Below are 25,913 nucleotides of genomic sequence, written 5' to 3'. Positions count from 1 at the left end.
AGAATATAGGAATTTTTATTATGAATTATTTTAACACATTAAATTTTAGTCAAAAAATTAATCAAATAAATAAATGTCGTTTTATGAAGAAAGAAGAATTTAATAAAAAAAATGATTTTTTAAAAAATAAAAATATAGTCATTGTTGGTTGTGGTTCTCAAGGATTAAATCAAGGATTGAATATGAGAGATTCAGGATTAAACATTTCTTATGCATTAAAAAAAAATAGTATTTTAAAAAAAAATCAATCTTGGATCAATGCTACTCAAAATAATTTTAAAGTAGATGATTACGAATCACTAATACCGAATGCCGACTTAGTAATTAATTTAACTCCTGATAAACAACATAGCAATGTAATAAAAAAATTACAAAAATTAATGAAAAAAAATTCTTTTTTAGGATATTCACATGGCTTTAATATTGTAGAATTCGGAGAAAAAATAAGAAAAGATATCACTGTTATTATGGTTGCTCCAAAATGTCCTGGAACAGAAGTTCGTGAAGAATATAAACGAGGTTTTGGAGTCCCTACATTAATTGCTGTTCACCATGAAAATGATATTAATAAAATGGGATTAGAAATAGCAAAAGCATGGGCCTTTTCTATTGGGGGACATCGTGCAGGTGTTCTTGAATCATCATTTATTGCTGAAGTTAAATCAGATTTAATGGGTGAACAAACAATTTTATGTGGAATGCTTCAAACTTCTTCATTATTATGTTATGAAAAATTAATTATAGAAAAATGTAATCCAGCATATGCAGCAAAATTAATACAATATGGATGGGAAACTATTACAGAATCTCTTAAACATGGTGGTATTACTTTAATGATGGATCGATTATCTAATTCATCAAAAATCAGAGCTTATAAACTTTCTGAAAAAATTAAAAAAATATTATCACCACTTTTTCAAAAACATATGGACGATATTATTTCAGGAGAATTTTCTAACGAAATGATAAAAGATTGGGAAAATAACGATAAAAAACTATTAAATTGGCGATATAATACAAAAAATACATCTTTTGAAAAAGCTCCTTATTATGAAGGAAAAATATCAGAACAAGAATATTATGATCATGGTATATTAATGATTGCAATATTAAAATCTGGAATTGAATTATCTTTTGAAAAAATGATTCAAACAGGTATTATAGAAGAATCTGCTTATTACGAATCTTTACATGAACTACCTTTAATTGCTAATACTATTGCAAGAAAAAGACTATATGAAATGAATAAAGTTATTTCAGATACTGCTGAATATGGTAGTTATCTTTTTTCTGAGGTTGCATATCCTATTTTACAAAAATTTATATCAACTCTTGAAAAGAACGATCTTGGTTCTTCATTACCAGATCAATCAATAGATAATATTGAACTGTATAAAATAAATCAAAAAATAAGAAATCATCCGATAGAAATTATTGGACATAAGCTAAGAAGTTATATGAGCAAAATGAAAGCTATCACAGTTGCACAATAAAAATTAGAAAATATAATTTTTATTTATAAATTTAAAAAATAACTCATTAATGAAATTCTAATATTTTATGTCTCTAAATCTTACTCAAAAAAATGCTATTGAATTCACTAATGGTCCCTGTTTAATATTAGCAGGGGCTGGTTCTGGAAAAACAAAAGTTATTATCAATAAAATTATATATTTAATTAACGAATGTGAATATGAACCTCAAAATATTGCAGCAGTCACTTTTACTAACAAAGCTGCTTATGAAATGAGAATTCGTTTATCAAAAAATTTAAATGTCTCAAAAATAAAAAAAATAATTATTTCTACTTTTCATTCGTTAGGTTTAGAAATTATCAAAAAAGAAATTAATTCATTAGAATTAAATGATAATTTTACTTTATTAGATGCAAAAGACCAAATAATTTTATTAAAAAAAATATGTAAAAAAGAAATTAAAAACAATACTCAATCATTAAAAAAATTAAATTTTATGATTTCTTATTGGAAAAATAAATTTCTTACTCCTTTAAAAGTTAAATTATCTGTAAAATCTATTGAAGAAAAAGAGTTTGCATCTATTTATGAAGAATATAATAATTATCTTCATCAAGCTAATATATTAGATTTTGACGATTTAATTTGCATACCAACATTACTATTGAGAGAAAATAAAAAAACTAGAATAAATTGGCAAAAAAAAATTTCTTATTTATTAGTAGATGAATATCAAGATACAAATAATAGTCAGTATGAACTCATTAAAATGCTTACTAGTTCTAATTCTAATTTTACATTAGTTGGAGATGATGACCAATCTATTTATTCATGGAGAGGAGCAAGTTCTCAGAATATTTTTTTATTAAAAAAAGATTTTCCTAGTTTAAAGATTATAACAATGGAACATAATTATCGATCCTCAGGTAGAATATTAAAAGCGGCTAATACTCTTATCTCTAACAATATACATTATTTAGAAAAAAAATTATTCTCTAAACTTAAATATGGAAATTTTATCAACGTTTTAATAGGTAGAAATGAAGAAAATGAAGCTGAAAAAATAGCAAAAAAAATCATTTCTCAAAATGCTAAAAAAAAGACAACATACCAAGATTATGCTATTTTATACCGTGGTAATTATCAATCTCGCATCCTTGAAAAAGTGCTAATGAAAGAGAATATACCATATAATATTTCTGAAAAATCATCATTTTTTTCCCATTCTGAAATTAAAGATTTATTAAGTTATCTTCGTGTTATTATTAATCCAGATGATAATTATGCATTTATGAGAATTATTAATGTTCCTTCTCGTCAGATAGGAAAAATTACATTAAAAAAATTAGAAGAATGGGCAATTAAAAAAAATAAAAGTATTTTTCAAATATGCAATGATGTAGAAATAAAAAAATTTTTAAAAGAGAAAACTATAAATAGAATAAAAAATTTTATTTTTAAAATAGAAAAATTTTCTCAATGGTCTTATTTACGACCAGATAATATTTTAGATGATGTTATTTATGATATTAGGTATGAAACATGGTTATCTAAAGTCTTAAAAGAATCTAATAAAATTAAAAATAGTATAAATAATATTCATACTTTATCAAAATGGTTGAAAAATATGATTAAAGGAGATAATTTTGAAAAACCCATGACTTTATCCCAAATTGTTACAAGAATGACAATTTGTGATATTTCAGAAAATAATATAAGAGAAGAAGAAAAAAATCGAGTACAGTTAATGACTTTACACGCTTCTAAAGGATTAGAATTTTCTTCTGTCTTTATCGTTGGTATGTGTGAAGGAATTTTACCTAATCAGAAAAGTATTAATAATAACAATATAGAAGAAGAAAGGCGATTAACTTACGTTGGAATAACCCGTGCAAAAAAACAGTTATTTTTTACTTACTGTGCTAAACGTATTCAATATGGGCAAATATTAAATATGCTACCTAGTAGATTTTTATTTGAATTACCTCAAGAAGATCTAAAATGGGATAAAAATTTTTTTTTAGATCAATCAATTAAAAAAATAGAAGCAATTAAATTTAAAATATATCATTTAAAAAAAATATTAAAAAAAAATAAAAATGAGAATAATTTTAAATAAAATTTTTTAAATTTAGTTTTAAAAAATTCTTAAAAATGATATTATTATGTTATATACTTTAAAATTATAAAAATTTAAATTTTATTTATTTAAAATTTCTTACGACTGAGTAAATATATCAAAATGAATAAAATAATTGAACTAACCGATCAAAATTTTGAAGAAAAAGTTTTAAAATCAAAAAGTTTTGTTTTAGTTGATTTTTGGGCTCAATGGTGTAATCCTTGTAAAATTTTAGCACCGATTTTAGAAGAAATATCAAAAGAATATTCTGATAAAATTATTATTGGTAAATTAAATATTGAAGAAAACCCGAATACGGCTCCAGTATATTCTATCAGAAGTATTCCCACATTATTATTATTTCAAAATAGTGAAGTTCTTGGTACTAAAGTTGGAGCAGTTTCTAAGTTACAACTTAAAGAATTTTTAGATGAAAATATTAACTCAAATTAATAAAATAGTTAATTAAACACACTAAAAATTTAATTCTATTTAAAATTTATTAGTAAATTTTAAAATTCTGTCATAATTTTATTTCGAGATATACCCCGATTTTACTAAGAACCCACCATTATGAACCTTACCGCACTTAAAAATATGCCAGTTTCTGAATTAATTACTCTTGGTGAAAAAATGGGGTTGGAAAATTTAGCGCGTATGCGTAAACAAGATATTATTTTTGCCATCCTTAAACAACATGCAAAAAGTGGAGAAGATATATTTGGAGACGGTGTTTTAGAAATATTACAAGATGGATTTGGCTTTCTACGTTCTGCAGACAGTTCTTATTTAGCTGGTCCTGATGATATTTATGTTTCACCGAGTCAAATTCGTAGATTTAATCTACGTACAGGTGATACTATTGCTGGAAAAATAAGACCTCCTAAAGAAGGAGAAAGATATTTTGCTTTACTTAAAGTCAATGAAGTAAATTATGATAAACCTGAAAATGCTAGAAGCAAAATATTATTTGAAAATCTAACCCCATTACATGCTAATTCTAGACTACGAATGGAACGTGGAAACGGATCCACTGAAGATTTAACAGCAAGAGTGTTAGATTTAGCATCACCTATTGGACGAGGACAAAGAGGGTTAATTGTAGCTCCTCCAAAAGCTGGAAAAACAATATTACTTCAAAATATAGCACAAAGCATTGCTTATAATCATCCAGATTGTGTTTTAATGGTATTATTAATTGATGAAAGACCAGAAGAAGTAACTGAAATGCAAAGATTAGTCAAAGGAGAGGTAGTTGCATCTACCTTTGATGAACCTGCATCAAGACATGTTCAAGTTGCTGAAATGGTTATTGAAAAAGCAAAAAGATTAGTAGAACATAAAAAAGACGTAATTATTTTACTCGACTCTATTACTCGTTTAGCAAGAGCATATAATACAGTGGTACCAGCATCTGGAAAAGTTTTAACAGGAGGTGTTGATGCTAATGCTTTACATAGACCTAAACGATTTTTTGGTGCTGCACGCAATGTAGAAGAAGGAGGAAGTTTAACAATTATTGCAACTGCATTAGTAGATACTGGTTCTAAAATGGATGAAGTAATTTACGAAGAATTCAAAGGAACAGGTAATATGGAACTTCCATTATCTAGAAAAATTGCAGAAAAACGTGTTTTTCCAGCCATTGATTACAATCGATCAGGAACTAGAAAAGAAGAATTATTAACTTTGCCAGATGAACTTCAAAAAATGTGGATTTTAAGAAAAATTATTCACCCTATGAGTGAAATAGATGCAATGGAATTTTTACTTAATAAACTTTCTATGACTAAAACAAATGATGAATTTTTTGATATGATGAAACGTTCTTAAATTTCAAATATTTTAATATAAAAAAATAAAATATTTCACAATAATAATATTCATTATATAAAAATTTTTCAAAAAAAAAGCTGGACAATCAGGATTATTAATTTTAAAATCTAATTTGTTTTTGTATTAATGCGCTCGTAGCTCATTTGGATAGAGCGCTATCTTCCGAAGGTAGAGGTATCAGGTTCAAATCCTGTCGAGCGCACTTATTATTTCTTATAGAGAAAATTTTTAAATTGGTGGCTATAGCTCAGTTGGTAGAGTTCTGGATTGTGATTCCAGTGGTCATGGGTTCGAACCCCATTAGCCACCCCAAAAAAATATAATAAAAATTTTTTATTAAAAACGGCGAATAGCGCAGCTTGGTAGCGCAACTGGTTTGGGACCAGTAGGTCAGAGGTTCAAATCCTCTTTCGCCGACCAAAAATTAAATTACGCAATTTATTTCCTTAATTATTTTAAGAAAACATTCATTATTAGCATATTTTGAAACTATTACATCTTTCCAACCTAATTTTTTTGCTATTTTTAATAATCTTGTACCAACAACAAAAATTTTACATTTAAATAGCCATTTAATTTGATCAATATTAGTGATTGTATTTTTTAATTGATATAAAGATTCACTATTCGTTACTACTAAAGTATCTATTTTATATAAACGCCATTTTTTTACCTCTACATCAATATCTAAATTTTTAAAAACTCTTTTATAGCATTCAATTAAACAAATTTTAAAACCTTCTTTTTTTAATTTTTTTTCTATTAATTTTCGTCCATTTTCTCCTTGTAACAAGACTAATCTATCATTTTTATCTTCGTTTTTATATAATATTTTTAATAAATTTTCACTGTTTTCTATTTTTGTAGGAAAAATAATTTTTTTTTAATATATTTATAAAGAAAAAAAGCAGTACTTTTTCCAATAGCATAATATTTCGCATCTACAGGCCATTTTAAATTATTATTTATTAAATATAAATTTGTATAATAAATAGATTTTTTAGAAAAAATAAGAATAATTTTTGATCGATACAGTTCGTTAATTTTTTTTGATAAACTTCTTGAACTAAAACTTGGATAAAAATCAAATAAAGAAAAATGCCAAGAAGGTATACCAATTTTATTTAAATCATTTACCAATTCTTCTCCTGTAGGAGAGGGGCGTATTACTAATATATTCATATACAATAATATTGTTTAACATGAAGATTACTGAGAATATTTTTAGCTCCGTTATTAATTAACTCATCAGCAAGTGAGTGTCCCATTTTTTCTCCTGTATTATACCAACCTATTCTTTCTCCTTTTAATATTATTTTTCCATTTGGAGAACCTACTAATCCTCTCAACCAAATTTTATTTTTTTTTAAAATAGCATAGCTTCCAATTGGAATTTGACATCCTGATTCTAATTTTCTACAAAAAGCTCGTTCTGCATTTATTTCAATGAAAGTATTTATATGATTAAGGTGAGATAAAAAAAATAAAACTTTTTTATCATGCAATCTAGATTGAATGCCAATAGCACCTTGACCACATGAAGGCAGAGACAATTCTGCAGGTATAATTTGAGTAATTCTATTTTTTAAACTCAATCGATTTAATCCCTCAGTAGCAAGAATAATGGCATCATATTTACCTTGATCTAATTTAGCTATTCTTGTTTCTATATTGCCTCTTAAAGGAGAAATAATTAAATCTGGTCGATAAGTAATTAATTGACATTGTCTTCTTAAACTAGATGTTCCAACTATAGCACCTTTAGGTAATTGATTTATCGATTGATAATTATTAGATACCAGTGAATCTAATGCATTTCCTCTTTTGCATATACTAACTAAACATAATTCTTTTGTAATATTTACTGGAAGATCTTTCATAGAATGAATTGCAATATCTGCTTTATTTTCAAGTAGAGCACGTTCTAATTCTTTAATAAATAATCCCTTTCCTCCAATTTTTGAAAGAGATTTATTTAAAATATTGTCTCCGTGAGTAACAATAGGTACAAGTTTTATATTTAAATCTGGACATAAAGATAGTATTTTTTTTTGAACATATTTAGTTTGCTCTAAAGCTAGGGGGCTTCTTCTAGTAGCAATTCTCAATGTTTTATTTTGCATATCAGGATTCATATTAATATGGATGAATTTTTTACAATTTTATGAAATACAAAATATTATCATTTTTTTTATATTTATATATAAAATTTTTATATTCAACACATATTGTTTTTTGGACAAAATTGTTCTTTATTAAATTGACTAGAAAATGAATTTTCAAATATTTCCCAAAAATTTTTATTAGTACGATTGCAGATCCATTGATCATTTTTATAATTAAAATGATATCCATTTATTGTTGTTGCTAACCAAATTTGTTTTAATAATTCTTGTTTGTTAATTATGATTACATTTTTATTTTCAAAGGTAATAGTCATAACATAATCTTGAATTTCGTAATCAAAATCAATTTTATCATCATATAAATTTAAATTATCTTCTATTTTCAAAAACAAATCATTTACTAATAGATAAAAATTGTTATTCTCTTTTATATCAGTTGTTTTTTTTTTCATAAAAAATCCTTAATTTAATTTTAATTAAAACAAACTATAAAAAATAAAAAAATAAATTTATGTAATATATATTATCTTATTTTTTAATTGAATCATAATATGATATTAAATTACTAATAGATAATATTATAAAAAAGTAAAAATAATTATTAGAGAAAAAAATGAATCTATACTATAAAAATAAAAAAAAAATAAATTTTTCTAAAATGCATGGATTAGGCAATGATTTTATGGTTATTAATTGTATGAAAGAAAATTTTATTTTATCATCATCTATAATAAAAAAGTTGTCTAATCGATATACTGGAATTGGTTTTGATCAATTATTACTTATAGAAAACTCATATAGTTCTCTATGTGATTTTAATTATCGTATTTTTAATTCTAATGGAAATGAAGTTGAACAATGTGGAAATGGTGCTCGATGTTTTGGTCTTTTCCTATTATTAAAGGGTTTAACTAATAAAAATAAAATTTTAGTTAGTACTAAAAACAGACATTTAATTATTGAATTTCTACCTAACAATATGATTAAAGTTAATATGAATCAACCTGATTTTAAATTTTATAATCTATCTACATTCAAAAATATTTTATATAAAAATTTTTCAATAAAACTTCTAAGTGAAAATTTAATCTGTAGCTTAGTATCTATTGGTAATCCTCATTGTATTATTAAAGTACAATCTATTAAAAATGCTCCTGTTAAAATTATTGGTAAAAATATAGGAAAAAATCCGATATTTCCAAAAGGGATAAATGTAAGTTTTATAGAAATTTTAAATAAAAATAATGTGAAATTAAGAGTATATGAACGTGATGTAGGTGAGACAAAAGCTTGTGGCAGTGCTGCTTGCGCTGCAGTTGCAATGGGTATAGCCCAAAAATTGCTTTCTAATATTGTTGAAGTTGAATTATTAGGTGGAAAACTGATTATAATGTGGAAAGGTTTTGGAACTCCTCTTTATATGATAGGACCTGCAGAACATGTTTATGATGGTTGTATATATATATAAAAATTATTTTTTTACTAACTAAAGAGGCTATATTTTGATTTTATTAAAAAATAAAAACGAATTATTTAAAAAACAGTATATAAAAAAAAATACAAAAAAATTTAATCAAGTTATTTTAGCTCTTTTTTCCGGCGGTTTTGCTACTTTTTCGATTTTATATTGTGTACAATCAATTTTACCGATATTTTCTAAACAATTTTATTTAACTCCGGTAGAAAGTAGTTTATCTCTTTCTGCTGCAACTGTAACAATGGCTTTAGGAATGCTGTTTACTGGACCATTATCTGATATCATTGGTAGAAAATCAATTATGTCTGCTTCTTTATTTATAGCAGCAATATTAACTATTATATGTTCAATAATGACTAATTGGACAAGTATCGTATTACTACGTTCATTAACTGGTCTAGCGTTAAGCGGTGTTGTTGCTGTTGCTATGACATATATTAGTGAAGAAATTCATCCTGATTCTTTATCTCTTTGCATGGGCTTATATATTAGTGGAAATACTATAGGTGGTTTTTCGGGAAGATTTTTAAGTAGTGTTTTAGCAGAAAAATTTTCTTGGAACATTTCACTAATGATAATTGGTTTATTTTCTTTCATATCATCTTGTTTTTTTTTATATTTTTTACCTCCTTCTAGAAATTTTTTGTCTATTTCTATTAATTTTTATAAATTTTTAAATCGTTTTTATTTACAATTAAAAAATCCAGTGTTATTAATTCTGTTTATTATAGGTTTTATACTAATGGGTAGTTTTGTTACTATTTTTAATTATATTGCCTATCGTTTAATGTTAGAACCATTTTTTCTATGTCAATCTAGTATAGGATTAATATCTATTATTTATTTAACTGGAGTATATAGTTCTCCTAAAGCTGGTATATTAATTAATAAATATCATCGAAATAATATTCTTATTGCATCATTATTTTTAATGATAATAGGTGTATTTATCACACAATATAATCAATTATTAATTGTAATTTTAGGTTTAATAATATTTTCTAGTGGTTTTTTTGCATCTCATTCTACTGCTAGCAGTTGGGTTGGTTCATATACTAACTTTGCTAAAATTCAAGCGACTTCTTTGTATCTATTTTTTTATTATTTAGGATCTAGTATATTTGGAACATTTGGTGGTTTTTTTTGGTCTCATATGAAATGGCCCGGAATTTCTATTTTTATTATAACAACTTTATTTTTTGCGGTATTTTTATCTTTTCAACTAAAGAAAAAAAAATTTTAAAATAAAAATTATATTTTACTTTCCTCAGACATAGTTTCTCACAGATAATAAACTTAGTTCAATTCATCAAAACGGCTTAAAGATTATGCTATATTTATTTTCTTATTCTGATTTGAATCATAGTTTATTGGTTTTTTTAGCTTTATTTTTTGTTTTATTTTATGAGGCTATTAATGGTTTTCATGATACAGCAAATGCAGTATCTACTTTAATATATACTAGAGCAATGTCTGCAAATATTTCTGTTATAATGTCTGGAATATTTAATTTTCTAGGTGTTTTATTAGGAGGTTTAACTGTTGCTTATGCAATTGTTCATTTACTACCTAATGATTTATTACTAAATGCTACTTCAAAACATGCTCTTGCTATGGTTTTTTCAATATTATTAGCAGCTATACTTTGGAATTTATCTACATGGTACTTTTGTTTACCTGCATCAAGTTCACATTCTTTAATTGGGGCAATTATCGGAATAGGTTTAACAAATGCAATAATTACAAATTCATCTTTAGTAGATGCGCTTAATATCCCTAAAATGACTAGTGTTTTTTTATCTCTTATTTTTTCTCCTATTATTGGATTAATAGTTGCAGGAAGTTTAATTTTTTTATTACGATATTATTTAAATAATAATAAAATTTTTTATCGTATTCATATGACACCATTAGAACGTGAAAAAATAGATGGTAAAAAAACACCACCATTTTTAATCAGAACAGCATTAGTGCTATCTTCTATTGGTGTTAGTTATGCTCATGGTGCAAATGATGGACAAAAGGGTATTGGCTTAATAATGCTTGTACTTATAGGAATTATGCCTTCTTCTTTTTTAGTAAACTTAAATGCTAATAAATATGAAATAAACAATACAAAAGATACACTAAATAATTTAGAAAAATACTATTTAAAAAATACTATTAATACATCAAATACAAAAAAAAATAAAAATATAATAAACAATTCAACTTTAAACTATCAATTTTATGATGCTATAAAAAATATTCGAAATGCTAAATTATTACTAAAAAACATATCTAACTATAATGTATTAAATATTAAAGAAAGATTTCAATTGCGTCATTTGTTACTATACATTTCTGATCTTATTGATAAAAGAATAAATTCTTCTGATATTGATACTAAAGATAAATATTTTTTAACTAAAAGTAAAAAAATAATACTTCAAACAATCGAATATGCCCCTATGTGGATTATATTAATTGTCGCTTTATCTTTATCAATAGGAACAATGATAGGTTGGAAACGTATAGTTGTTACTATTGGTGAAAAAATAGGGAAAAAAAGAATGACATATGCACAAGCTATGTCAGCACAAATAACAGCTTCTTTTTCTATTGGAATAGCGAGTTATACAGGTATACCAGTTTCTACAACACATATTCTTTCATCTTCTGTAGCAGGTACTATGTTAATTGATGGTGATGGAATTCAAATCAAAACTATCAAAAATATTGCTTTAGCATGGATGTTAACGTTACCTATTTCAATTTTATTGTCTAGTTTTTTATATTGGATTACATTATTTATAATATAAAATATTAATTTTTAATATATTAATAGTATTTATTAATTAACAGGAGTACATATAAAAAATATGTACTCTTGTTATTTTGAAAAAGGTTGATATATATCAAAACGATGGTTTTTTGTCGTAATAATAAAATTTACTTTATCGGTAGATAAAGGTTTAGCATAACAAGGACGTTTTACAATAATTCTTTTTTTTGCTAGTGTTCTAGAAATATTTAATAGTTTTTCAGAATCATGATTCTGTCCGATTAATTTTCTAAAAAATTGCATGTTTTTTTTAGGTAGGGATTTTTTACAACAAGAAGGATACATTGGATCTAAATAAATTACATCTGGTTTTAAAATAGGTATTTCTAACATATTAGAACTATCATTTATTATTAAATGTAGTCTTTTTTTTAACCATTGACCTATTCTTTTATCTTTATATCCTCTTTGTAAACCATCTTTTAATAAAGCAGCAACGATTGGATGACGTTCTATCATCATCACCTGACATCCTAAAAAAGAGAACATAAAAGCATCATTACCCAAACCTGCAGTTGCATCCAGTATAAAAGGAAAATAAGATTTTTTTATTCCTGCAACTTTAGATAAAACTTCATTTTTTTTTCTAAAATGGAAACATCTATAATTGTTCTTTTTCGAAGTAAAATCTACTTTTATAGATTTTTGTTTTATATTTTCACGATTATATAACTCTAATGAATCATTTTTTACTATTAAACCCATAGATGAATTTACATCATGTTCTAATTTCAATGAATTAATTAAACTATATATTCTTTTATTATAAGACTGAAATTCTAAGTGTATTTTCATATTTTCTATCTTTTTTTATTTTTCAAAATTAATAATTGACTTTTAAAAAAAAATAATTAAAATGTAAATTAATAATTTTTTTTATATATTTTAATTTTAACAAAAAAAATCAAAATATTATAAAAAATAATTCATAAAAAAGGAAAATACTATGTTATATAATTTTTTATCTAGTATAGATATAGCAAACAATAAACATTCGAATAAAATAGATATTTATGAAGAGACAATAAAAAAAATATTAAAAATAAAAAAAAATACTAATAAATTTAAAGAATCTAATATTAATAATAAAAGTTCTAAAGAACTAAATTATTTTGAAAATAAAAAAAATATGACAAATTTAGAAAATTCATATGAAAATTCTCTAATTTTATTAAATATCATGCAAAAATATATAGAAAAAAAAATACTTGAAAAATATAATATAGAAAAAAATAATCAAAAAATTATTAAAAATGCTAATAATGAAGTAACTACAAATATACTTATGAAAAAAAAATTCCTGAGCAACCCTCTTTAACATTTCTCGAAAATCAAATAGAATCATCTAATAAAGTAGAATCATCTAATAAAGTAGAATCATCTGATACAGTACTTTTAGATTTTGATATTTTAGAAATAACTGAAAACATTCTTGAAACTATAAAAAATACTGTTGTAACAACTTATGAAACTGTTAAAGAAGAAACAATAAATATTTTTAATGGTACAACATTCAAAAAAATCTTTTTTTCATCAGATGATAAAAACATTAAATCAGATTCAGAATCTGGATCTATCGTTTCTTTATCCGAAGAAATTGAAAAACTTAAAAGAACTATTGAATCATCAAAAGTTTATATTAGAGCTATTATTGAAAAAATTAGATATCAAGGTAAAATAAAAATTATTAATAAATTGAATGGTAACCCACTTCATCCTGAGTATCAAAGTTCATTTCCTGATCTTCTTCATGCAACACCTAAACCTAATAATGAAAATGATTTTTATCCTTTTAAAAGACTGGATGAAAATTTTGATTTAGAAGGAAGAAAAAATATATTAAAAACAGATGAAGATTTTCGAAACAGAATGAATAAAAATATTCAAGAATCTTATTATAATGATTTTATTAACGATAGTGTATGGACAGTTGTAGACCAATTAAATTCATTTCATAACATTAAATTAACAATTCAAAATTTTCAAAAAAACTATGAATCTTTAAAATTGTCCAATAATTTAGACAACAATTTTATGACTGATTCTAATCCATTTATTTTTATTGTAAATGATAATTTAATTCCTATTAATAATAGAGATCAAATGTTAGAAGATTTCAAAAAAATAATACCAAATATTGAATCTCAACAATTAATTTCAACATATGCAAATCAAAAATTTTTATATCAATCTTATTTTCAATTAATTTCTGAACATCCAGAGATTAATCAATATCAAGTAAAACATTCACGTAATATTTATAAAATAAATTTTTTAAATGATGGTTCAATTAAATTAGTTGCTACTAATTTATCTAATTTAGATATAAATAACAATAATGATATTCAGAAATACAATTCTTTTGGAATACGTGCAACTATAGTTCTGCCTCCAAATGATTTACCAATAATGAAATATTCATATTTTTTAAAATAAATAATATTGATTTTTAAAACTAATATTTAATTATTAATTAAATAGCAGGGTATATAATATATCCTGCTATTTTTTAATAAATATACTTTTATTTTAAAAAATTATTGTGTAGTTTTTTCAATAATGCAGAATGTGCTTCTTTAGGAAGATAGGGTTTTATATCGCCTTTATATCTTGCTATTTCTTTAACAAAAGATGAAGATATAAAGGAAACATCTTTAGAAGAAAGTAAGAAAACACTATCTAAATCTGGATAAATTTGTTTATTTATAGCAGCTAATTTTATTTCATAATCAAAATCAAATATTGTTCTAACTCCTCTAATTAAAATATTAGCTTTCTCTTTTTTTGCTAAATTAGCAAGTAAATCATTAAATCCAAGTATTTTTTTTATATTTTTTAAGTGAATTGTAACTGTTCGGGTCAGTTCTATTCGTTCTTTTAAATTAAAAATAGGTTTTTTTTTAAAATTATCAGAAATTGCAATAATTATACTATCAAATATTTTTGTCGCACGTATTATAATATCTAAATGTCCGTATGTAATCGGATCGAAAGTACCTGGATATATTGCAGTTTTATTCATATTTTTTTATTCTATTTATCAGTAATTTTCTAATATTTAATAAATTTTAAAATAAAATTGAAAGAGGGAAAAAATTTGAAAACCTAATGTTCTATTTAAAATTTAATTAAAAGATCAAAAATTTTTCTAATATTCATCTATTTTTCCTAAAAAATTTTCATGAAGTAGAAACACTAATTTTATTATATTCAACAGTTACTGATATAAATTCAATATTATTTAAAAATAATTATTTTCCGTTAAATAATATTGAAAAAATTAAAATTATATTTAATAACTAGTCCAGAATATCATATGAAAAATTTATTAGCATCAGAAAGTGGATCTATATATTAAATTTGTCATAGTTTTAAAAATAAAGCATCAGATTGATATCATAATCCAGAATTTACTATGTTTGCATGGCATCTACCTTTTTGTTTAATAAATAATTTTATTAAAAAATAGATAAATTCTTTTAAATTATATTAAATTTCAATCAATCAGACAAAATTTCTTATCAAGATTTATTTATAAATTTTTTGAAAATAGATCTTTTATCCACTAATTTTTTACAATTAGATTAAATATCTAAAAAATTAAAATTAGATTATTTAAATTATCTTAAAAATAATTTAAATAAGTTTATAAAATTATTATTTACTTTAAAATAGAACCTAAAATCAGAAAGATAAACCTGTATTTTTTGTTATTTTTCTGAAAAACAAACAACTCTTGAGGCTATTAATTAAAAAAATTTTCGTATATTAGAAAAATTTAAAATTTTTTTAAAAGAATAAAACTAGGAATGGTTTTTTATAAAATAAGAGATGCTAATGAATAAAAAATGTTTTTATTAGAGATGATTAAAGAACGTTTTTTTATGAATGTGCTAATGTAAAAATGGATTATTTTTATTAAGTATTTTATCTTATGATTTACCTCCTATTTAGAAGTGATAATAGATTCTAATCCATTAATTATGTTAATTTTAAATAAAAAAGTATTAATTAATTTATTTTTATTCATTATATTGTTCCTAAAATAAAAAAAAAATATTTTACCAATAATTTTCCATGGTAATATTACCTTTTTTTCGACGCAGATGTTTATCCATATTTCTATTATTTTTTAAAAATAAAAAAGTATCTTTTACCATCCAAGGATTTCCGCATAACATAACATGTGAATTTTGAGAATTTATTGAAAGACCGATACTTTTTTCTAATACTTTGCTATGTAATAAAAAAGGTATTCTACCAGTCAAAGAACTTTTATTTTTTTCTCTACTAGTAATAGTTTTAATTATTAACTTTCCATTATATTTTTCATGTAGTTCTTTCATAAGTGGTAAATAAGTTAATTCATTTTGATATCGTACTGCATGAATTAAAACAATATGATTAAATCTATTAACATTTTTAGCTTCTTTTAAAATTGAACAATAAGGACCTATTCCTGTACCTGTAGCAAACATCCATAATGTTTCGCAATCTGGTATTTCATCTATTATAAAAAAACCAAATGATTTTTTTTTAATAAATATTTTATCACCACTTTTAAGATTATATAATAAATTGCTAAGTTGTCCATTTATTACACGAACAATATAAATTTCTAAATTTTTTTCACTAGGAGCATTAACATATGAATATGCTCTTTGAATTTTCTTTCGATTTAAAGTATTACTATTATCGTATAAAGCTAATTTAGTAAATTGTCCCGCATGAAAAGGTTCTATAGAAGCATTTAAAATAAGACTAAATAAATTTTTAGTCCATTTTTTTACTATTAAAACATCTGCATTAATCCATGGATTCATTATTTTTTCTCAATAATTTTAATTAAATCACTGTACTTATTTTTATAAGTACAGTGATTTTTTATTTTTTTATTTTTATTTTTTATCAATTTTTTTAGTATCATCAGAAATATTTATCGCAATTTTTTTAGGTTTTTCTTCTTCTGGAATATTACATTCAAAATGTAATTTTAATAAACCTAAAGATAATTCTGCTTTTTTTACTTTTATTTTATGATCTAAATTAAAATTTAAAGAAAAATTATTAAATATTATACCTTTATGTAACCATTTTTTATGTTCTTGATTGTCATATGTTTTTTTATCTTCTTTTTTTCCTTGAATAGATAATTGATTGTTATGTACAGATATATCTAATTCTTCTTCTTTATATCCAGGAATACTAAGTGTTAATTCATATTCAATATCATTTATTTGACATAGATTATATGTTGGTGTATCAGATATTGGTTTTTCTCCTGTTAGAGTACTAAACATTTTATCGATTTGATTAAATCTATTTGAAAAAATATTATTATCATTAAAATTTGGAATAAATGAAAGAGAACGATAAGACATAGAACACTCCTTCTAAATATTTTTTACTATAAAGTTTTTATAATTTAAATATTAATTTACAAAAAATGAATAAATGTTTTTTTTATAGTAAGGTCTTATTTTATTTTTTCAATGGCCATTTTAAATTAATTTAAATTTCTTTTTAATAATATAAAAAATATTAATCTATTTTATAAGAAACAATAATGGATAAATATTTTAAATATAAATTACAATATAAAACGACTAAGATCTTCATTAGATATTAATTGATCTAAATGCTCTCCTACGTAATTCGAATTAATTTCAATTGTATTACCCTTATTATCGCTAGCATTAAAAGATATATCTTCCATTAATTTTTCTAATATAGTATGCAATCGGCGAGCTCCAATATTCTCCATAGATTCATTAACTTTCCAGGCAGCTTCTGCAATATTACGTATTCCCTCTTTAGTAAAATTGATACAAACACCTTCTGTTTTCATAAGTGCTTTATATTGTGCAGTAATAGATGCTGTAGGTTCTGTTAAGATTTTTTCAAAATCATCAATAGTAAGTGCTTGTAGTTCAACTTTAATTGGAAGACGTCCTTGTAATTCAGGAATTAAATCAGATGGTGTAGATGTTTGAAATGCTCCAGATGCAATAAATAAAATATGATCTGTTTTAACCATGCCATATTTAGTAGAGACAGTACATCCTTCAACTAATGGAAGTAAATCTCTTTGAACACCTTCTCGAGAAATATCTGGACCAGAAGAATCACCTCGTTTACATATTTTATCAATTTCATCAATAAAAACTATACCATGTTGTTCAACTGCATTAATAGCTTCTTTTTTAATTTCTTCTTGATTAATTAATTTAGCTGCTTCTTCTTCTGTTAATAGTATAATAGCATCTTTAATTTTAAGACGTCTGTTGTTTTTTTTATGTCCACTTAAATTTTGAAATAAAGATTGTAATTGACTAGTTAATTCTTCCATACCTGGAGGTGCCATAATTTCAACACCCATAGTAGTTGCTAATACATTAATTTCTATTTCTTTTTCATCTAAAACACCTTCTCGTAATTTTTTTCGAAATATTTGAATAGTTTTGGAAAGACTTTCATTTTTTTCACTTTCTGTCCAATTTTTCTTAGGTCTAGGAACAAGAACATCTAAAATTTTTTCTTCTACTATTTCTTCTACTCGAATTTTATTTTTTTCAATGTTTCTAATTCGGATCATTTTTATCGCAGCATCAGTTAAATCACGAATAATAGAATCTACTTCTTTTCCAACATATCCGACTTCAGTAAATTTAGTTGCTTCTACTTTAATAAAAGGAGAATTTGCTAATTTAGCTAATCGTCTTGCTATTTCTGTTTTTCCTACTCCTGTCGGACCAATCATTAAAATATTTTTAGGTGTAATTTCATGACGAAGTTCACTATTTAACTGCATACGACGCCAACGATTTCTTAATGCAATAGACACAGCTCGTTTTGCTTTTTCTTGACCAATAATAAATTTATCAAGTTCAGAAACAATTTGAGGAGGAGTCATTTCAGACATAGAGATAATCCTTATTTTTCTGAAAATAGTTCTTTTATAGTAAAAGTGTGATTTGTATATATACAAATATTAGCAGCAATATTTAATGATTTTTCTACAATTTGATTTGCATCTAAATCAGTGTTATCTATTAATGCTCGAGCAGAAGATTGAGCATAAGAACCCCCTGATCCTATAGCTATTAAATCATCTTCAGGTTGTATTACATCTCCATTTCCTGTAATTATTAAAGAAGTTTCTTTATCAGCAACTGCTAATAAAGCTTCAAGTTTTCGTAACATTCTATCAGATCGCCAATCTTTTGCTAATTCAATAGCTGCACGTTGTAATTGACCTTGATACATAGCTAATTTTTTTTCAAACATTTCAAATAGAGTAAACGCATCTGCGGTTCCTCCTGCAAAACCAGCAATTACTTTTTCATGATATAAAGATCTAATCTTTTTTACATTACTTTTCATAATTGTGTTACCTAAAGTTGCTTGTCCATCACCTCCAATTACTACTTTATTTTTTAATCTTACGCTCAATATTGTAGTCACAAGAAAAGCCTCTTTAAAATAATATTTTTATTTTTTATGTATTTTTTGTTAGTATGAAAAAATTTTTTTATAAGGTTTAATTAGTTATTTTTTTAAAATATTTTTTTAAATAATTGATTTAGTGTCATGAAACGTTAATAATTATTCGTAATTGATTTTAAAAAATATGTATTTATAAATTTTTTAGTTTTTTAATATATTTCCATTTTTCTTTTGGCTTAGGAGGTAATACCTCATCTTTTTGTGTGTTTTTTATAAAATTTTCATTTTTTATTTGAGGAAATTTTTTTGAATTTATATTCAAATAAACAAAAAAAATAAATATAGATATTAAAGCTAAATATATATATATGAATTTATTTTTTTTATTATTTTTTTTTTTAAAATATATAGAATTGATTTTTTTTTATTATAATACATATATTTTCTGCATATTATTTTTTATAAATAAAATTGATAATTTTTTTAGTATTAATATATTAATACTCGTATAATAGACATAGATGTTTCAAATTAATTTAGGAATTCTTTATATGAAAAAAAAAATTCATCCTTGTTATTCTAAGATAACAGCTACTTGTTCTTGTGGGAACATAATTGAAGTTTTTTCTACTATTAATCATAATTTAAATTTAGATATATGTGCAAAATGTCATCCATTTTATACAGGAAAACAAAGAGTTATTGATACTGGAGGCCGTGTTGAAAGATTTAAAAAGCGTTTTAAATTTACAAAGAAAGAATTAAATTAAAATCATTTTTTGAATTAAAATTTTTAAAATTTAAGCATCTTGAATTATATATTTAGATGCTTAATAAAAATATTTTTAATATGTTAAAAAAATTAAAATGAATTATTAAAATAATGCTTCAGAGCTAAATAAATAGAATTAGCAATTTTATTTTGATAATCAGCAGTTCTTAATTTTTTTTGTTCTGAAAAATTTGTAATAAAACCTGTTTCTATTAATATGGAAGGTGTGTTAATAACACTTAATATACCTAAACTAGCATAATTTGGATATTTTTTATTTAATTTTGTATTTTTTTTAAGTTGTTCTAATATTTTTTTAGATAAATCTAATTCTATTTTTTGAAAATTATTAAATTGTAAATCCAGAATAGTTTTTTTTAAAAAAACATCATTTTTATTTTCATTTAAAATGTGTTCAATTTGTTCAGAAAAAAGAATCGTTGTTTTTTTTTTCAAGTAATTATCAATTTCACGATTTATTCTAGTTTTTGAAATTATCCAAACAGATGCTCCTGATACATATTGTTTTCTAGAAGAATCAGCGTGAATAGATATTAATAAATTTACGTGATTTTTTTTGAGAAATTCTTTTCTTGTTCTTAATGAAATATATGAATCATTATTACGAGTTAGAATTGTATAAAACATACTATCATGATTTAGTAATTTTTTAAGTCGAAGTGCAATTTCAATATTTATTTTTTTTTCTTGTAATCCCTTTATTCCAATTGCTCCGGGATCGTGTCCTCCATGTCCAGCATCTATTACTATTATGATTTTTTTTGATGCATTTATATTTTTATTATTATTTTTGTAATTTTTAGATAGTTCTTTTTTAACTTCATAATTCTTTTTTGTATATTTTATTTTTTTAAAAAAAAATTATCTATTTTTTTGGAATAGTTTCTTTTTAAGGAAATATTATTTTTATTATTAGCTTTAATTTGAAATGTGATTAAAAAGATAAAAAATACTATCCATTTATAAAAAGAGAAAATCATAAATTTTCCTTAATTTTGTATTTTTATATGTTTTATTATCTTTCTTAATTCGTAAAAATAGTTTTTTGAATGTTAAAATCAATGTTTTTTTTTGTAATCATTTAATTATATTAATTAATATGATCAGATGATAAAATTGGAGCGGGAAACGAGACTTGAACTCGTGACCCCAACCTTGGCAAGGTTGTGCTCTACCAACTGAGCTATTCCCGCAATAATATATATGTAAATTTTAATAATTTAGATAAAAATTTATTTTATATATATAAAATAAATTTTTCAAGCTTTCTTTTATAAAAAATTATTTTTTATTTAAATTTTAAAAAATTTTTTTTATAAAAATTTAATTCTCTTACAGATTCACGAATATCTTCTAATGCTTTATGATCATTATTTTTTTTGAATTTATTGAACATTAATGGATGCCAACGGCAAGCTAATTCTTTAAGAGTACTGACATCTATATGTCGATAATGAAAATAATTCTCTAATTTTGGCATATATTGAAATAAAAATCTTCGATCTTGTGCAATGCTATTTCCACAGATTGGAGATGATTGAATAGGCACCCATTTTTTTAAAAAAAGTATAGTTTCAAATTCTGCTTTTTTTTCATTATATGAACTCTTTTCAACACGTTTTATTAGTCCATTTTTTTTATGAACAGTAGTGTTCCACTTATCCATAAGTAAAATTTGTTCTTTTTTTTGGTATATAGGAATTACGGGACCTTCTGCAATTATATTTAAGTTAGTATCTGTAATTAATGTCGCAATTTCAATAATACGATGTATTATAGGATTAAGTCCAGTCATTTCTAAATCTATCCAAATTAAATTTTTTTTGTTAATTTTCATATTTTTATAGATTATTAAATATTCTAAATTTTAATATTAAATTTGATTTTAAATAAGAAAATAATAGAATTATTGAGTTAGAAAATTATTATTTTTATACTAACTTTTTTTAATATAGATTTTAATTATATATCAATATTTTAAATTATAAATATATTATTTTAGAATAATTTAAAATCTTGTTTATATTTTTAAATATAAAAATTACTTATCTAAATATAAAATATGTTTCTACATTTTAAGAGAGATAAATTATTTAATGAAAAATATAAATTTGAATAATACTAAATCTTATAAAGATTTAAAAAATCATTTTCAAAAAATAAAAAACATTCACCTAAAAGATCTTTTTTCATCTGATTCAAATCGGTTTAAAAAATTTTCGATTTTATTTGAAAATGAAATTTTAATTGATTTTTCAAAAAATCGTATTAATGATGATACTTTAATATATTTATTAAAATTAGCTGAAGAAACTGATGTAAGATCTGCAATAAAATTAATGTTTTCTGGTGCTAAAATAAATCAAACAGAAGATCGTTCTGTATTGCATATAGCACTACGTAATAGAACTAATCGTCCTATTATGATAGATAATCGCAATATTATGTTAGAAATTAATACTTTACTAGAAAAGATGAAATATTTTTCAGATATTGTTATTAATGGACAATGGAAAGGTTACACAGGAAAACCTATTTCTGACGTTGTAAATATTGGTATTGGTGGATCTGATTTAGGACCATATATGGTGAATGAAGCATTACGTCCATATAAAAATCATTTAAATATACACTATGTTTCGAATATAGATGGTACTCATTTAACTGAAGTTTTAAAAAAAATAAACCCTGAAAAAACTATTTTTTTAATTGCTTCTAAAACATTTACAACAGATGAAACTATAACTAATGCATATAGTGCAAAAAAATGGTTTATAAATTATTCAAAAAACAAAAATACTTTAGATAAGCACTTTTTTGCTTTATCAGCTAATGTAAAAAATGCTTTAAATTTTGGAATTCATATTAATAATATTTTTAAATTTTGGGATTGGGTAGGTGGACGTTTTTCATTATGGTCTTCAGTAGGATTATCTATCATATTATCTATCGGATTTAATAATTTTGAGAAATTTTTAGATGGCGCTCATACTATGGATAATCACTTTTATAATTCTGATTATAATAAAAATATTCCAATATTATTAGCTTTAATTAGTATTTGGTATGCTAATTTTTTTAATTCTGAAACAGAAGCAATATTTCCATATGATCAATATATGCATCGTTTTTCTGCATATTTTCAACAGTCTAATATGGAATCTAATGGTAAATCAATTAATAGAAATGGTGAGAAAATAGATTATCAAACTGGTCCTATTATATGGGGTGAACCTGGTACTAATGGTCAACATGCATTTTATCAATTAATACATCAAGGAACGAAATTAATTCCCTGTGATTTTATTGCTCCAATTTTTTCACATAATGATTTAGATGATCATCATATTAAACTAGTATCTAATTTTTTTGCTCAAACACAAGCACTAGCTTTTGGTAAATCTAGAGATGTTATTTTAGATGAATTAATATTGTCTAAAAAAAATAAGAATGATATAAATAAAATTTTACCTTTTAAAATATGTGAAGGAAACCAACCTACTAATTCGATTTTAATTCGGAAAATTACTCCTTATAATTTAGGAGCATTAATTTCTTTATATGAACATAAAATTTTTGTTCAAGGTTATATATTAAATATTTTTAGTTTTGATCAATGGGGTGTTGAAATAGGAAAAGAACTATCTCATTATATTTATAATGATATAAAACATAATATCAAAAATAAATATTATGATTCTTCAACTGAAGGTCTTATTAATTTTTATAAATCTTTTATGATTTAAAAATATTTTTTCTAAATTTTTTAAATTTTATCTATATATCAGTTAAGTATTTATTTTAGAGAGTTGAATTAATAATTTAATTATTAATTAATTAATTCAAAATTATTTAAAATACTGGTTTTTTTAAGCAAATGAGTGATGATTATGTTGATATTAATTAAATTAAAAATACAAAATTTTGGTCGATTTTTAAGTAATATGATAATGCCTAATATAAGTATTTTTATTGCATGGGGAATGATGACTGCTTTATTTATGCCATTAGGATGGCAACCTAATAAAATTTTAGAACAATTAATATCACCTATTATTTTTTATCTTTTACCTATTTTAATTGCATATACTGGAGGAAGTTTAATTGCAAATTCTAGAGGAGGATTGATTGGTAGTATAAGTACTATAGGATTGATTACTAGTACTAATATACCAATGTTATTAGGTGCGATGATTGTAGGACCTTTATCTGGATGGATTATAAAATATTTTGATAAAAAAATAGAAAATAGAATAAAAAATGGTTTTGAAATGCTAGTGAATAATTTTTCGCTTGCTATATTTGGGATATTATTAGCAATAATTTCATTTTCTACAATTGGTCCATTTATTCAATGGTTTTCACATGTTTTAGGCGAATTGATAAAAATTATTGTATCTTATAATTTATTGCCTCTTACTTCTATAATTATAGAGCCAGCTAAAATATTTTTTTTAAATAACGTTATTAATCATGGAATTTTTTCTCCTTTAGGTATTCAAGATGTATTAGATAAAAATAGTTCTATATTTTTTTTAATTGAATCTAATCCAGGTCCAGGACTTGGTGTATTAATCGCATGGTTTTTTTTCGGAAAAGGTGAATTATCTAAATCTTCTGGAGCAGCCGCAATAATTGAATTTTTAGGTGGAGTCCATGAGATTTATTTTCCTTACGTTTTAATTAAACCAAAACTAATTATTTCTTTAGTTTTAGGTGGTATGAGTGGTATTTTTGCACTTGTTTTATTACATGGTGGTTTAATTTCAGCAGCATCACCAGGTTCTATTTTATCTATTTTAGCTATGACTCCTAAAAGTCTCTATTTTGCTAATATTATTTCTATTTTTTGCTCTTTTATAATTTCTTTTATAAGTGCTGCTATATTATTAAAATTTGATTTTGATAAAATTAACAAAGATGATCAAAAAATTACAAATAAATATAAAGAATGTGTAAATTTAAAAACATTAAAAGATAGTTCTGATGTTTTTCAATTTACTGAAGTTAAAACGATTATCGTTGCTTGTGATGCTGGAATGGGATCTAGTGCAATGGGTGCAAGTATTCTTCGTAAAAAAATTAAAAATGCTAATTTAACTCATATTTCTGTTTCAAATATGGCAATTAGTATGTTACCTAAAAATGCAGACTTAGTAATTACGCATCAGAATTTAACATATCGGGCTCAAAAATACGCACCATATTCTAAACATATATCTTTAAAAAACTTTCTTAATCATAGTTTTTATGATAATTTAGTAAAAAAATTAATAGAAAATGTAATTTATTTAGATAAAAATCACGTTAATTCTTTCAATACAGATAATAAAAAAAAATCACATGATTTATTTCAGTTAAGTGAAAAAAATATTATACTTAATCAGCATGCAAATAATAAAGAAGAAGCAATTAATATTGTTGGTAATAATTTAGTACAACAAGGTTATGTTAAATCTGATTATATTCATTCAATGTTAGAAAGAGAAAAAATAGCTTCTACTTGGTTAGGTGAATCAATAGCATTACCACATGGTACCATTGAATCAAAAGATTCTGTATTAAAAACTGGAATAGTTTTTTGTCAATTTCCACAAGGTGTGCATTTTGGAGAAGATATAGACGATATTGCTTATCTTGTAATTGGAGTTGCAGCTAAAAATAATGAACACATTATGGTAGTAAGTAATATTACTAATGCATTAGATGATAAAGATGTAATTAAAAGATTATCTAATACTACTAGTGTAACAGAAGCGTTATCTCTTTTAACTGTTGAGAAAATTTAATTTTTTTACTAATTTTCACAATAAT

24 protein-coding genes and 4 tRNA genes are annotated in these 25,913 nt (G+C 23.4%); 15 read left to right on the top strand and 13 right to left on the bottom strand.

Annotated features, from left to right (window positions below; all coding sequences use genetic code 11):
* Nucleotides 1–20: 20 nt before the first annotated feature.
* The 7 genes from ilvC to D9V61_RS03010 all read left to right on the top strand — a co-directional run bounded on the left by ilvC (nucleotide 21) and on the right by D9V61_RS03010 (nucleotide 5,853).
* Complete coding sequence (gene ilvC, locus D9V61_RS03040) at nucleotides 21–1,493, top strand: ketol-acid reductoisomerase (protein WP_158339745.1); 1,473 nt, start codon at nucleotides 21–23, stop codon at nucleotides 1,491–1,493.
* A gap of 67 nt (nucleotides 1,494–1,560) precedes the next feature.
* Complete coding sequence (gene rep, locus D9V61_RS03035; RefSeq protein WP_158339744.1) at nucleotides 1,561–3,594, top strand: DNA helicase Rep; 2,034 nt, start codon at nucleotides 1,561–1,563, stop codon at nucleotides 3,592–3,594.
* A gap of 123 nt (nucleotides 3,595–3,717) precedes the next feature.
* Complete coding sequence (gene trxA, locus D9V61_RS03030) at nucleotides 3,718–4,050, top strand: thioredoxin TrxA (RefSeq protein ID WP_158339743.1); 333 nt, start codon at nucleotides 3,718–3,720, stop codon at nucleotides 4,048–4,050.
* Nucleotides 4,051–4,170: 120 nt separating this feature from the next.
* Complete coding sequence (rho, locus tag D9V61_RS03025) at nucleotides 4,171–5,430, top strand: transcription termination factor Rho (RefSeq protein ID WP_158338928.1); 1,260 nt, start codon at nucleotides 4,171–4,173, stop codon at nucleotides 5,428–5,430.
* 131 nt (nucleotides 5,431–5,561) lie between these two features.
* Nucleotides 5,562–5,635: transfer RNA gene (locus D9V61_RS03020), tRNA-Arg, on the top strand.
* A gap of 34 nt (nucleotides 5,636–5,669) precedes the next feature.
* Nucleotides 5,670–5,745, top strand: a tRNA-His gene (locus D9V61_RS03015).
* A gap of 31 nt (nucleotides 5,746–5,776) precedes the next feature.
* Nucleotides 5,777–5,853, top strand: a tRNA-Pro gene (locus tag D9V61_RS03010).
* Nucleotides 5,854–5,857: 4 nt separating this feature from the next.
* Here D9V61_RS03010 and D9V61_RS03005 read toward each other — a convergent pair.
* The 4 genes from D9V61_RS03005 to cyaY form a co-directional block, all read right to left on the bottom strand.
* On the bottom strand, nucleotides 5,858–6,265 hold the full coding sequence (locus tag D9V61_RS03005; RefSeq protein WP_261979475.1) for a uroporphyrinogen-III synthase: 408 nt from the start codon (nucleotides 6,263–6,265) through the stop codon (nucleotides 5,858–5,860).
* A 23-nt stretch (nucleotides 6,266–6,288) separates the two neighbouring features.
* Nucleotides 6,289–6,615 carry a uroporphyrinogen-III synthase gene (locus D9V61_RS03000; protein WP_158339741.1) on the bottom strand — a complete coding sequence of 109 codons (327 nt, stop codon included), beginning with the start codon at nucleotides 6,613–6,615 and terminating at the stop codon, nucleotides 6,289–6,291.
* Nucleotides 6,612–7,556: a hydroxymethylbilane synthase gene (gene hemC / locus D9V61_RS02995; RefSeq protein ID WP_158339740.1), complete on the bottom strand. Its 945-nt coding sequence runs from the start codon at nucleotides 7,554–7,556 to the stop codon at nucleotides 6,612–6,614. Before hemC ends, D9V61_RS03000 begins: the two co-directional genes overlap by 4 nt.
* A gap of 95 nt (nucleotides 7,557–7,651) precedes the next feature.
* Nucleotides 7,652–8,011: an iron donor protein CyaY gene (cyaY, locus tag D9V61_RS02990; RefSeq protein WP_158339739.1), complete on the bottom strand. Its 360-nt coding sequence runs from the start codon at nucleotides 8,009–8,011 to the stop codon at nucleotides 7,652–7,654.
* 161 nt (nucleotides 8,012–8,172) lie between these two features.
* On the opposite strand from cyaY, the gene dapF reads away from it, so the two are divergent.
* The 3 genes from dapF (at nucleotide 8,173) to D9V61_RS02975 (ending at nucleotide 11,837) form a co-directional block, all read left to right on the top strand.
* A complete protein-coding gene (gene dapF, locus D9V61_RS02985) occupies nucleotides 8,173–9,027 on the top strand; it encodes a diaminopimelate epimerase (protein ID WP_158339738.1) in 855 nt (284 codons plus the stop codon).
* A 34-nt stretch (nucleotides 9,028–9,061) separates the two neighbouring features.
* Nucleotides 9,062–10,279, top strand: a complete 1,218-nt coding sequence (locus tag D9V61_RS02980) for an MFS transporter (RefSeq protein ID WP_158339737.1) — start codon at nucleotides 9,062–9,064, stop codon at nucleotides 10,277–10,279.
* An 85-nt stretch (nucleotides 10,280–10,364) separates the two neighbouring features.
* Entirely contained in the window at nucleotides 10,365–11,837 is a 1,473-nt protein-coding gene (locus D9V61_RS02975; RefSeq protein WP_158339736.1) for an inorganic phosphate transporter, read from the top strand.
* Between the two features lie 71 nt (nucleotides 11,838–11,908).
* Here D9V61_RS02975 and D9V61_RS02970 read toward each other — a convergent pair whose 3' ends face one another.
* Complete coding sequence (locus D9V61_RS02970) at nucleotides 11,909–12,655, bottom strand: class I SAM-dependent methyltransferase (protein WP_158339735.1); 747 nt, start codon at nucleotides 12,653–12,655, stop codon at nucleotides 11,909–11,911.
* A 151-nt stretch (nucleotides 12,656–12,806) separates the two neighbouring features.
* Between D9V61_RS02970 and D9V61_RS02965 the strand changes: the two genes are divergently transcribed.
* Nucleotides 12,807–13,178 (top strand): hypothetical protein, encoded by a 372-nt coding sequence (locus tag D9V61_RS02965; RefSeq protein ID WP_158339734.1) that lies wholly within the window; start codon nucleotides 12,807–12,809, stop codon nucleotides 13,176–13,178.
* Nucleotides 13,157–14,296 (top strand): hypothetical protein, encoded by a 1,140-nt coding sequence (locus D9V61_RS03145; protein ID WP_187308789.1) that lies wholly within the window; start codon nucleotides 13,157–13,159, stop codon nucleotides 14,294–14,296. The genes D9V61_RS02965 and D9V61_RS03145 overlap by 22 nt, the downstream gene beginning before the upstream one ends.
* 88 nt (nucleotides 14,297–14,384) lie before the next feature.
* Here D9V61_RS03145 and coaD read toward each other — a convergent pair whose 3' ends face one another.
* The 5 genes from coaD to hslV all read right to left on the bottom strand — a co-directional run bounded on the left by coaD (nucleotide 14,385) and on the right by hslV (nucleotide 19,324).
* The gene (gene coaD / locus D9V61_RS02955; RefSeq protein WP_158339733.1) at nucleotides 14,385–14,882 is read right to left on the bottom strand and encodes a pantetheine-phosphate adenylyltransferase; all 498 of its coding nucleotides are present in this window, start codon (nucleotides 14,880–14,882) and stop codon (nucleotides 14,385–14,387) included.
* A gap of 1,039 nt (nucleotides 14,883–15,921) precedes the next feature.
* Nucleotides 15,922–16,683 (bottom strand): FAD-binding oxidoreductase, encoded by a 762-nt coding sequence (locus D9V61_RS02950; protein ID WP_158339732.1) that lies wholly within the window; start codon nucleotides 16,681–16,683, stop codon nucleotides 15,922–15,924.
* A gap of 75 nt (nucleotides 16,684–16,758) precedes the next feature.
* Nucleotides 16,759–17,241 carry an Hsp20 family protein gene (locus D9V61_RS02945; protein ID WP_158339731.1) on the bottom strand — a complete coding sequence of 161 codons (483 nt, stop codon included), beginning with the start codon at nucleotides 17,239–17,241 and terminating at the stop codon, nucleotides 16,759–16,761.
* A gap of 209 nt (nucleotides 17,242–17,450) precedes the next feature.
* Nucleotides 17,451–18,782 (bottom strand): HslU--HslV peptidase ATPase subunit, encoded by a 1,332-nt coding sequence (gene hslU, locus D9V61_RS02940; protein ID WP_158339730.1) that lies wholly within the window; start codon nucleotides 18,780–18,782, stop codon nucleotides 17,451–17,453.
* Between the two features lie 11 nt (nucleotides 18,783–18,793).
* The gene (gene hslV, locus D9V61_RS02935) at nucleotides 18,794–19,324 is read right to left on the bottom strand and encodes an ATP-dependent protease subunit HslV (protein WP_158339729.1); all 531 of its coding nucleotides are present in this window, start codon (nucleotides 19,322–19,324) and stop codon (nucleotides 18,794–18,796) included.
* A gap of 533 nt (nucleotides 19,325–19,857) precedes the next feature.
* On the opposite strand from hslV, the gene rpmE reads away from it, so the two are divergent.
* Nucleotides 19,858–20,076 carry a 50S ribosomal protein L31 gene (rpmE, locus tag D9V61_RS02930; protein WP_014499704.1) on the top strand — a complete coding sequence of 73 codons (219 nt, stop codon included), beginning with the start codon at nucleotides 19,858–19,860 and terminating at the stop codon, nucleotides 20,074–20,076.
* A 92-nt stretch (nucleotides 20,077–20,168) separates the two neighbouring features.
* On the opposite strand, the gene D9V61_RS02925 is transcribed toward rpmE, so the two are convergent.
* From D9V61_RS02925 to orn, 3 genes are all read right to left on the bottom strand, one after another.
* Entirely contained in the window at nucleotides 20,169–20,873 is a 705-nt protein-coding gene (locus D9V61_RS02925; RefSeq protein WP_158339728.1) for an N-acetylmuramoyl-L-alanine amidase, read from the bottom strand.
* Between the two features lie 343 nt (nucleotides 20,874–21,216).
* Nucleotides 21,217–21,292, bottom strand: a tRNA-Gly gene (locus D9V61_RS02920).
* A gap of 95 nt (nucleotides 21,293–21,387) precedes the next feature.
* A complete protein-coding gene (orn, locus tag D9V61_RS02915) occupies nucleotides 21,388–21,936 on the bottom strand; it encodes an oligoribonuclease (protein WP_158339727.1) in 549 nt (182 codons plus the stop codon).
* 259 nt (nucleotides 21,937–22,195) lie between these two features.
* Between orn and pgi the strand changes: the two genes are divergently transcribed.
* Together pgi and D9V61_RS02905 are read left to right on the top strand one after the other, a co-directional pair.
* The gene (gene pgi, locus D9V61_RS02910; RefSeq protein WP_158339726.1) at nucleotides 22,196–23,845 is read left to right on the top strand and encodes a glucose-6-phosphate isomerase; all 1,650 of its coding nucleotides are present in this window, start codon (nucleotides 22,196–22,198) and stop codon (nucleotides 23,843–23,845) included.
* A gap of 144 nt (nucleotides 23,846–23,989) precedes the next feature.
* Nucleotides 23,990–25,888: a PTS mannitol transporter subunit IICBA gene (locus tag D9V61_RS02905; protein ID WP_158339725.1), complete on the top strand. Its 1,899-nt coding sequence runs from the start codon at nucleotides 23,990–23,992 to the stop codon at nucleotides 25,886–25,888.
* Nucleotides 25,889–25,913: the final 25 nt, after the last annotated feature.

It is taken from the genome of Buchnera aphidicola (Acyrthosiphon lactucae) (genome assembly GCF_005083565.1).
Classification (GTDB): Bacteria; Pseudomonadota; Gammaproteobacteria; order Enterobacterales; family Enterobacteriaceae; genus Buchnera; species Buchnera aphidicola_AH.
The sequence above is the reverse complement of the archived record's forward strand: the minus strand, read 5'-3'. Positions and strand labels throughout refer to the sequence as shown.

Coding starts and splice junctions, on each gene's coding strand:
- hemC (WP_158339740.1), bottom strand. CDS start 7,556: ATGCAAAATAAAACATTGAGAATTGCTACTAGAAGAAGCCCCCTAGCT.
- D9V61_RS02965 (WP_158339734.1), top strand. CDS start 12,807: ATGTTATATAATTTTTTATCTAGTATAGATATAGCAAACAATAAACAT.
- D9V61_RS02905 (WP_158339725.1), top strand. CDS start 23,990: ATGTTGATATTAATTAAATTAAAAATACAAAATTTTGGTCGATTTTTA.
- D9V61_RS02950 (WP_158339732.1), bottom strand. CDS start 16,683: ATGAATCCATGGATTAATGCAGATGTTTTAATAGTAAAAAAATGGACT.
- D9V61_RS02970 (WP_158339735.1), bottom strand. CDS start 12,655: ATGAAAATACACTTAGAATTTCAGTCTTATAATAAAAGAATATATAGT.
- D9V61_RS02945 (WP_158339731.1), bottom strand. CDS start 17,241: ATGTCTTATCGTTCTCTTTCATTTATTCCAAATTTTAATGATAATAAT.
- cyaY (WP_158339739.1), bottom strand. CDS start 8,011: ATGAAAAAAAAAACAACTGATATAAAAGAGAATAACAATTTTTATCTA.
- D9V61_RS02975 (WP_158339736.1), top strand. CDS start 10,365: ATGCTATATTTATTTTCTTATTCTGATTTGAATCATAGTTTATTGGTT.
- rpmE (WP_014499704.1), top strand. CDS start 19,858: ATGAAAAAAAAAATTCATCCTTGTTATTCTAAGATAACAGCTACTTGT.
- pgi (WP_158339726.1), top strand. CDS start 22,196: ATGAAAAATATAAATTTGAATAATACTAAATCTTATAAAGATTTAAAA.
- orn (WP_158339727.1), bottom strand. CDS start 21,936: ATGAAAATTAACAAAAAAAATTTAATTTGGATAGATTTAGAAATGACT.
- D9V61_RS03000 (WP_158339741.1), bottom strand. CDS start 6,615: ATGAATATATTAGTAATACGCCCCTCTCCTACAGGAGAAGAATTGGTA.
- dapF (WP_158339738.1), top strand. CDS start 8,173: ATGAATCTATACTATAAAAATAAAAAAAAAATAAATTTTTCTAAAATG.
- hslU (WP_158339730.1), bottom strand. CDS start 18,782: ATGTCTGAAATGACTCCTCCTCAAATTGTTTCTGAACTTGATAAATTT.
- rep (WP_158339744.1), top strand. CDS start 1,561: ATGTCTCTAAATCTTACTCAAAAAAATGCTATTGAATTCACTAATGGT.
- coaD (WP_158339733.1), bottom strand. CDS start 14,882: ATGAATAAAACTGCAATATATCCAGGTACTTTCGATCCGATTACATAC.
- ilvC (WP_158339745.1), top strand. CDS start 21: ATGAATTATTTTAACACATTAAATTTTAGTCAAAAAATTAATCAAATA.
- rho (WP_158338928.1), top strand. CDS start 4,171: ATGAACCTTACCGCACTTAAAAATATGCCAGTTTCTGAATTAATTACT.
- trxA (WP_158339743.1), top strand. CDS start 3,718: ATGAATAAAATAATTGAACTAACCGATCAAAATTTTGAAGAAAAAGTT.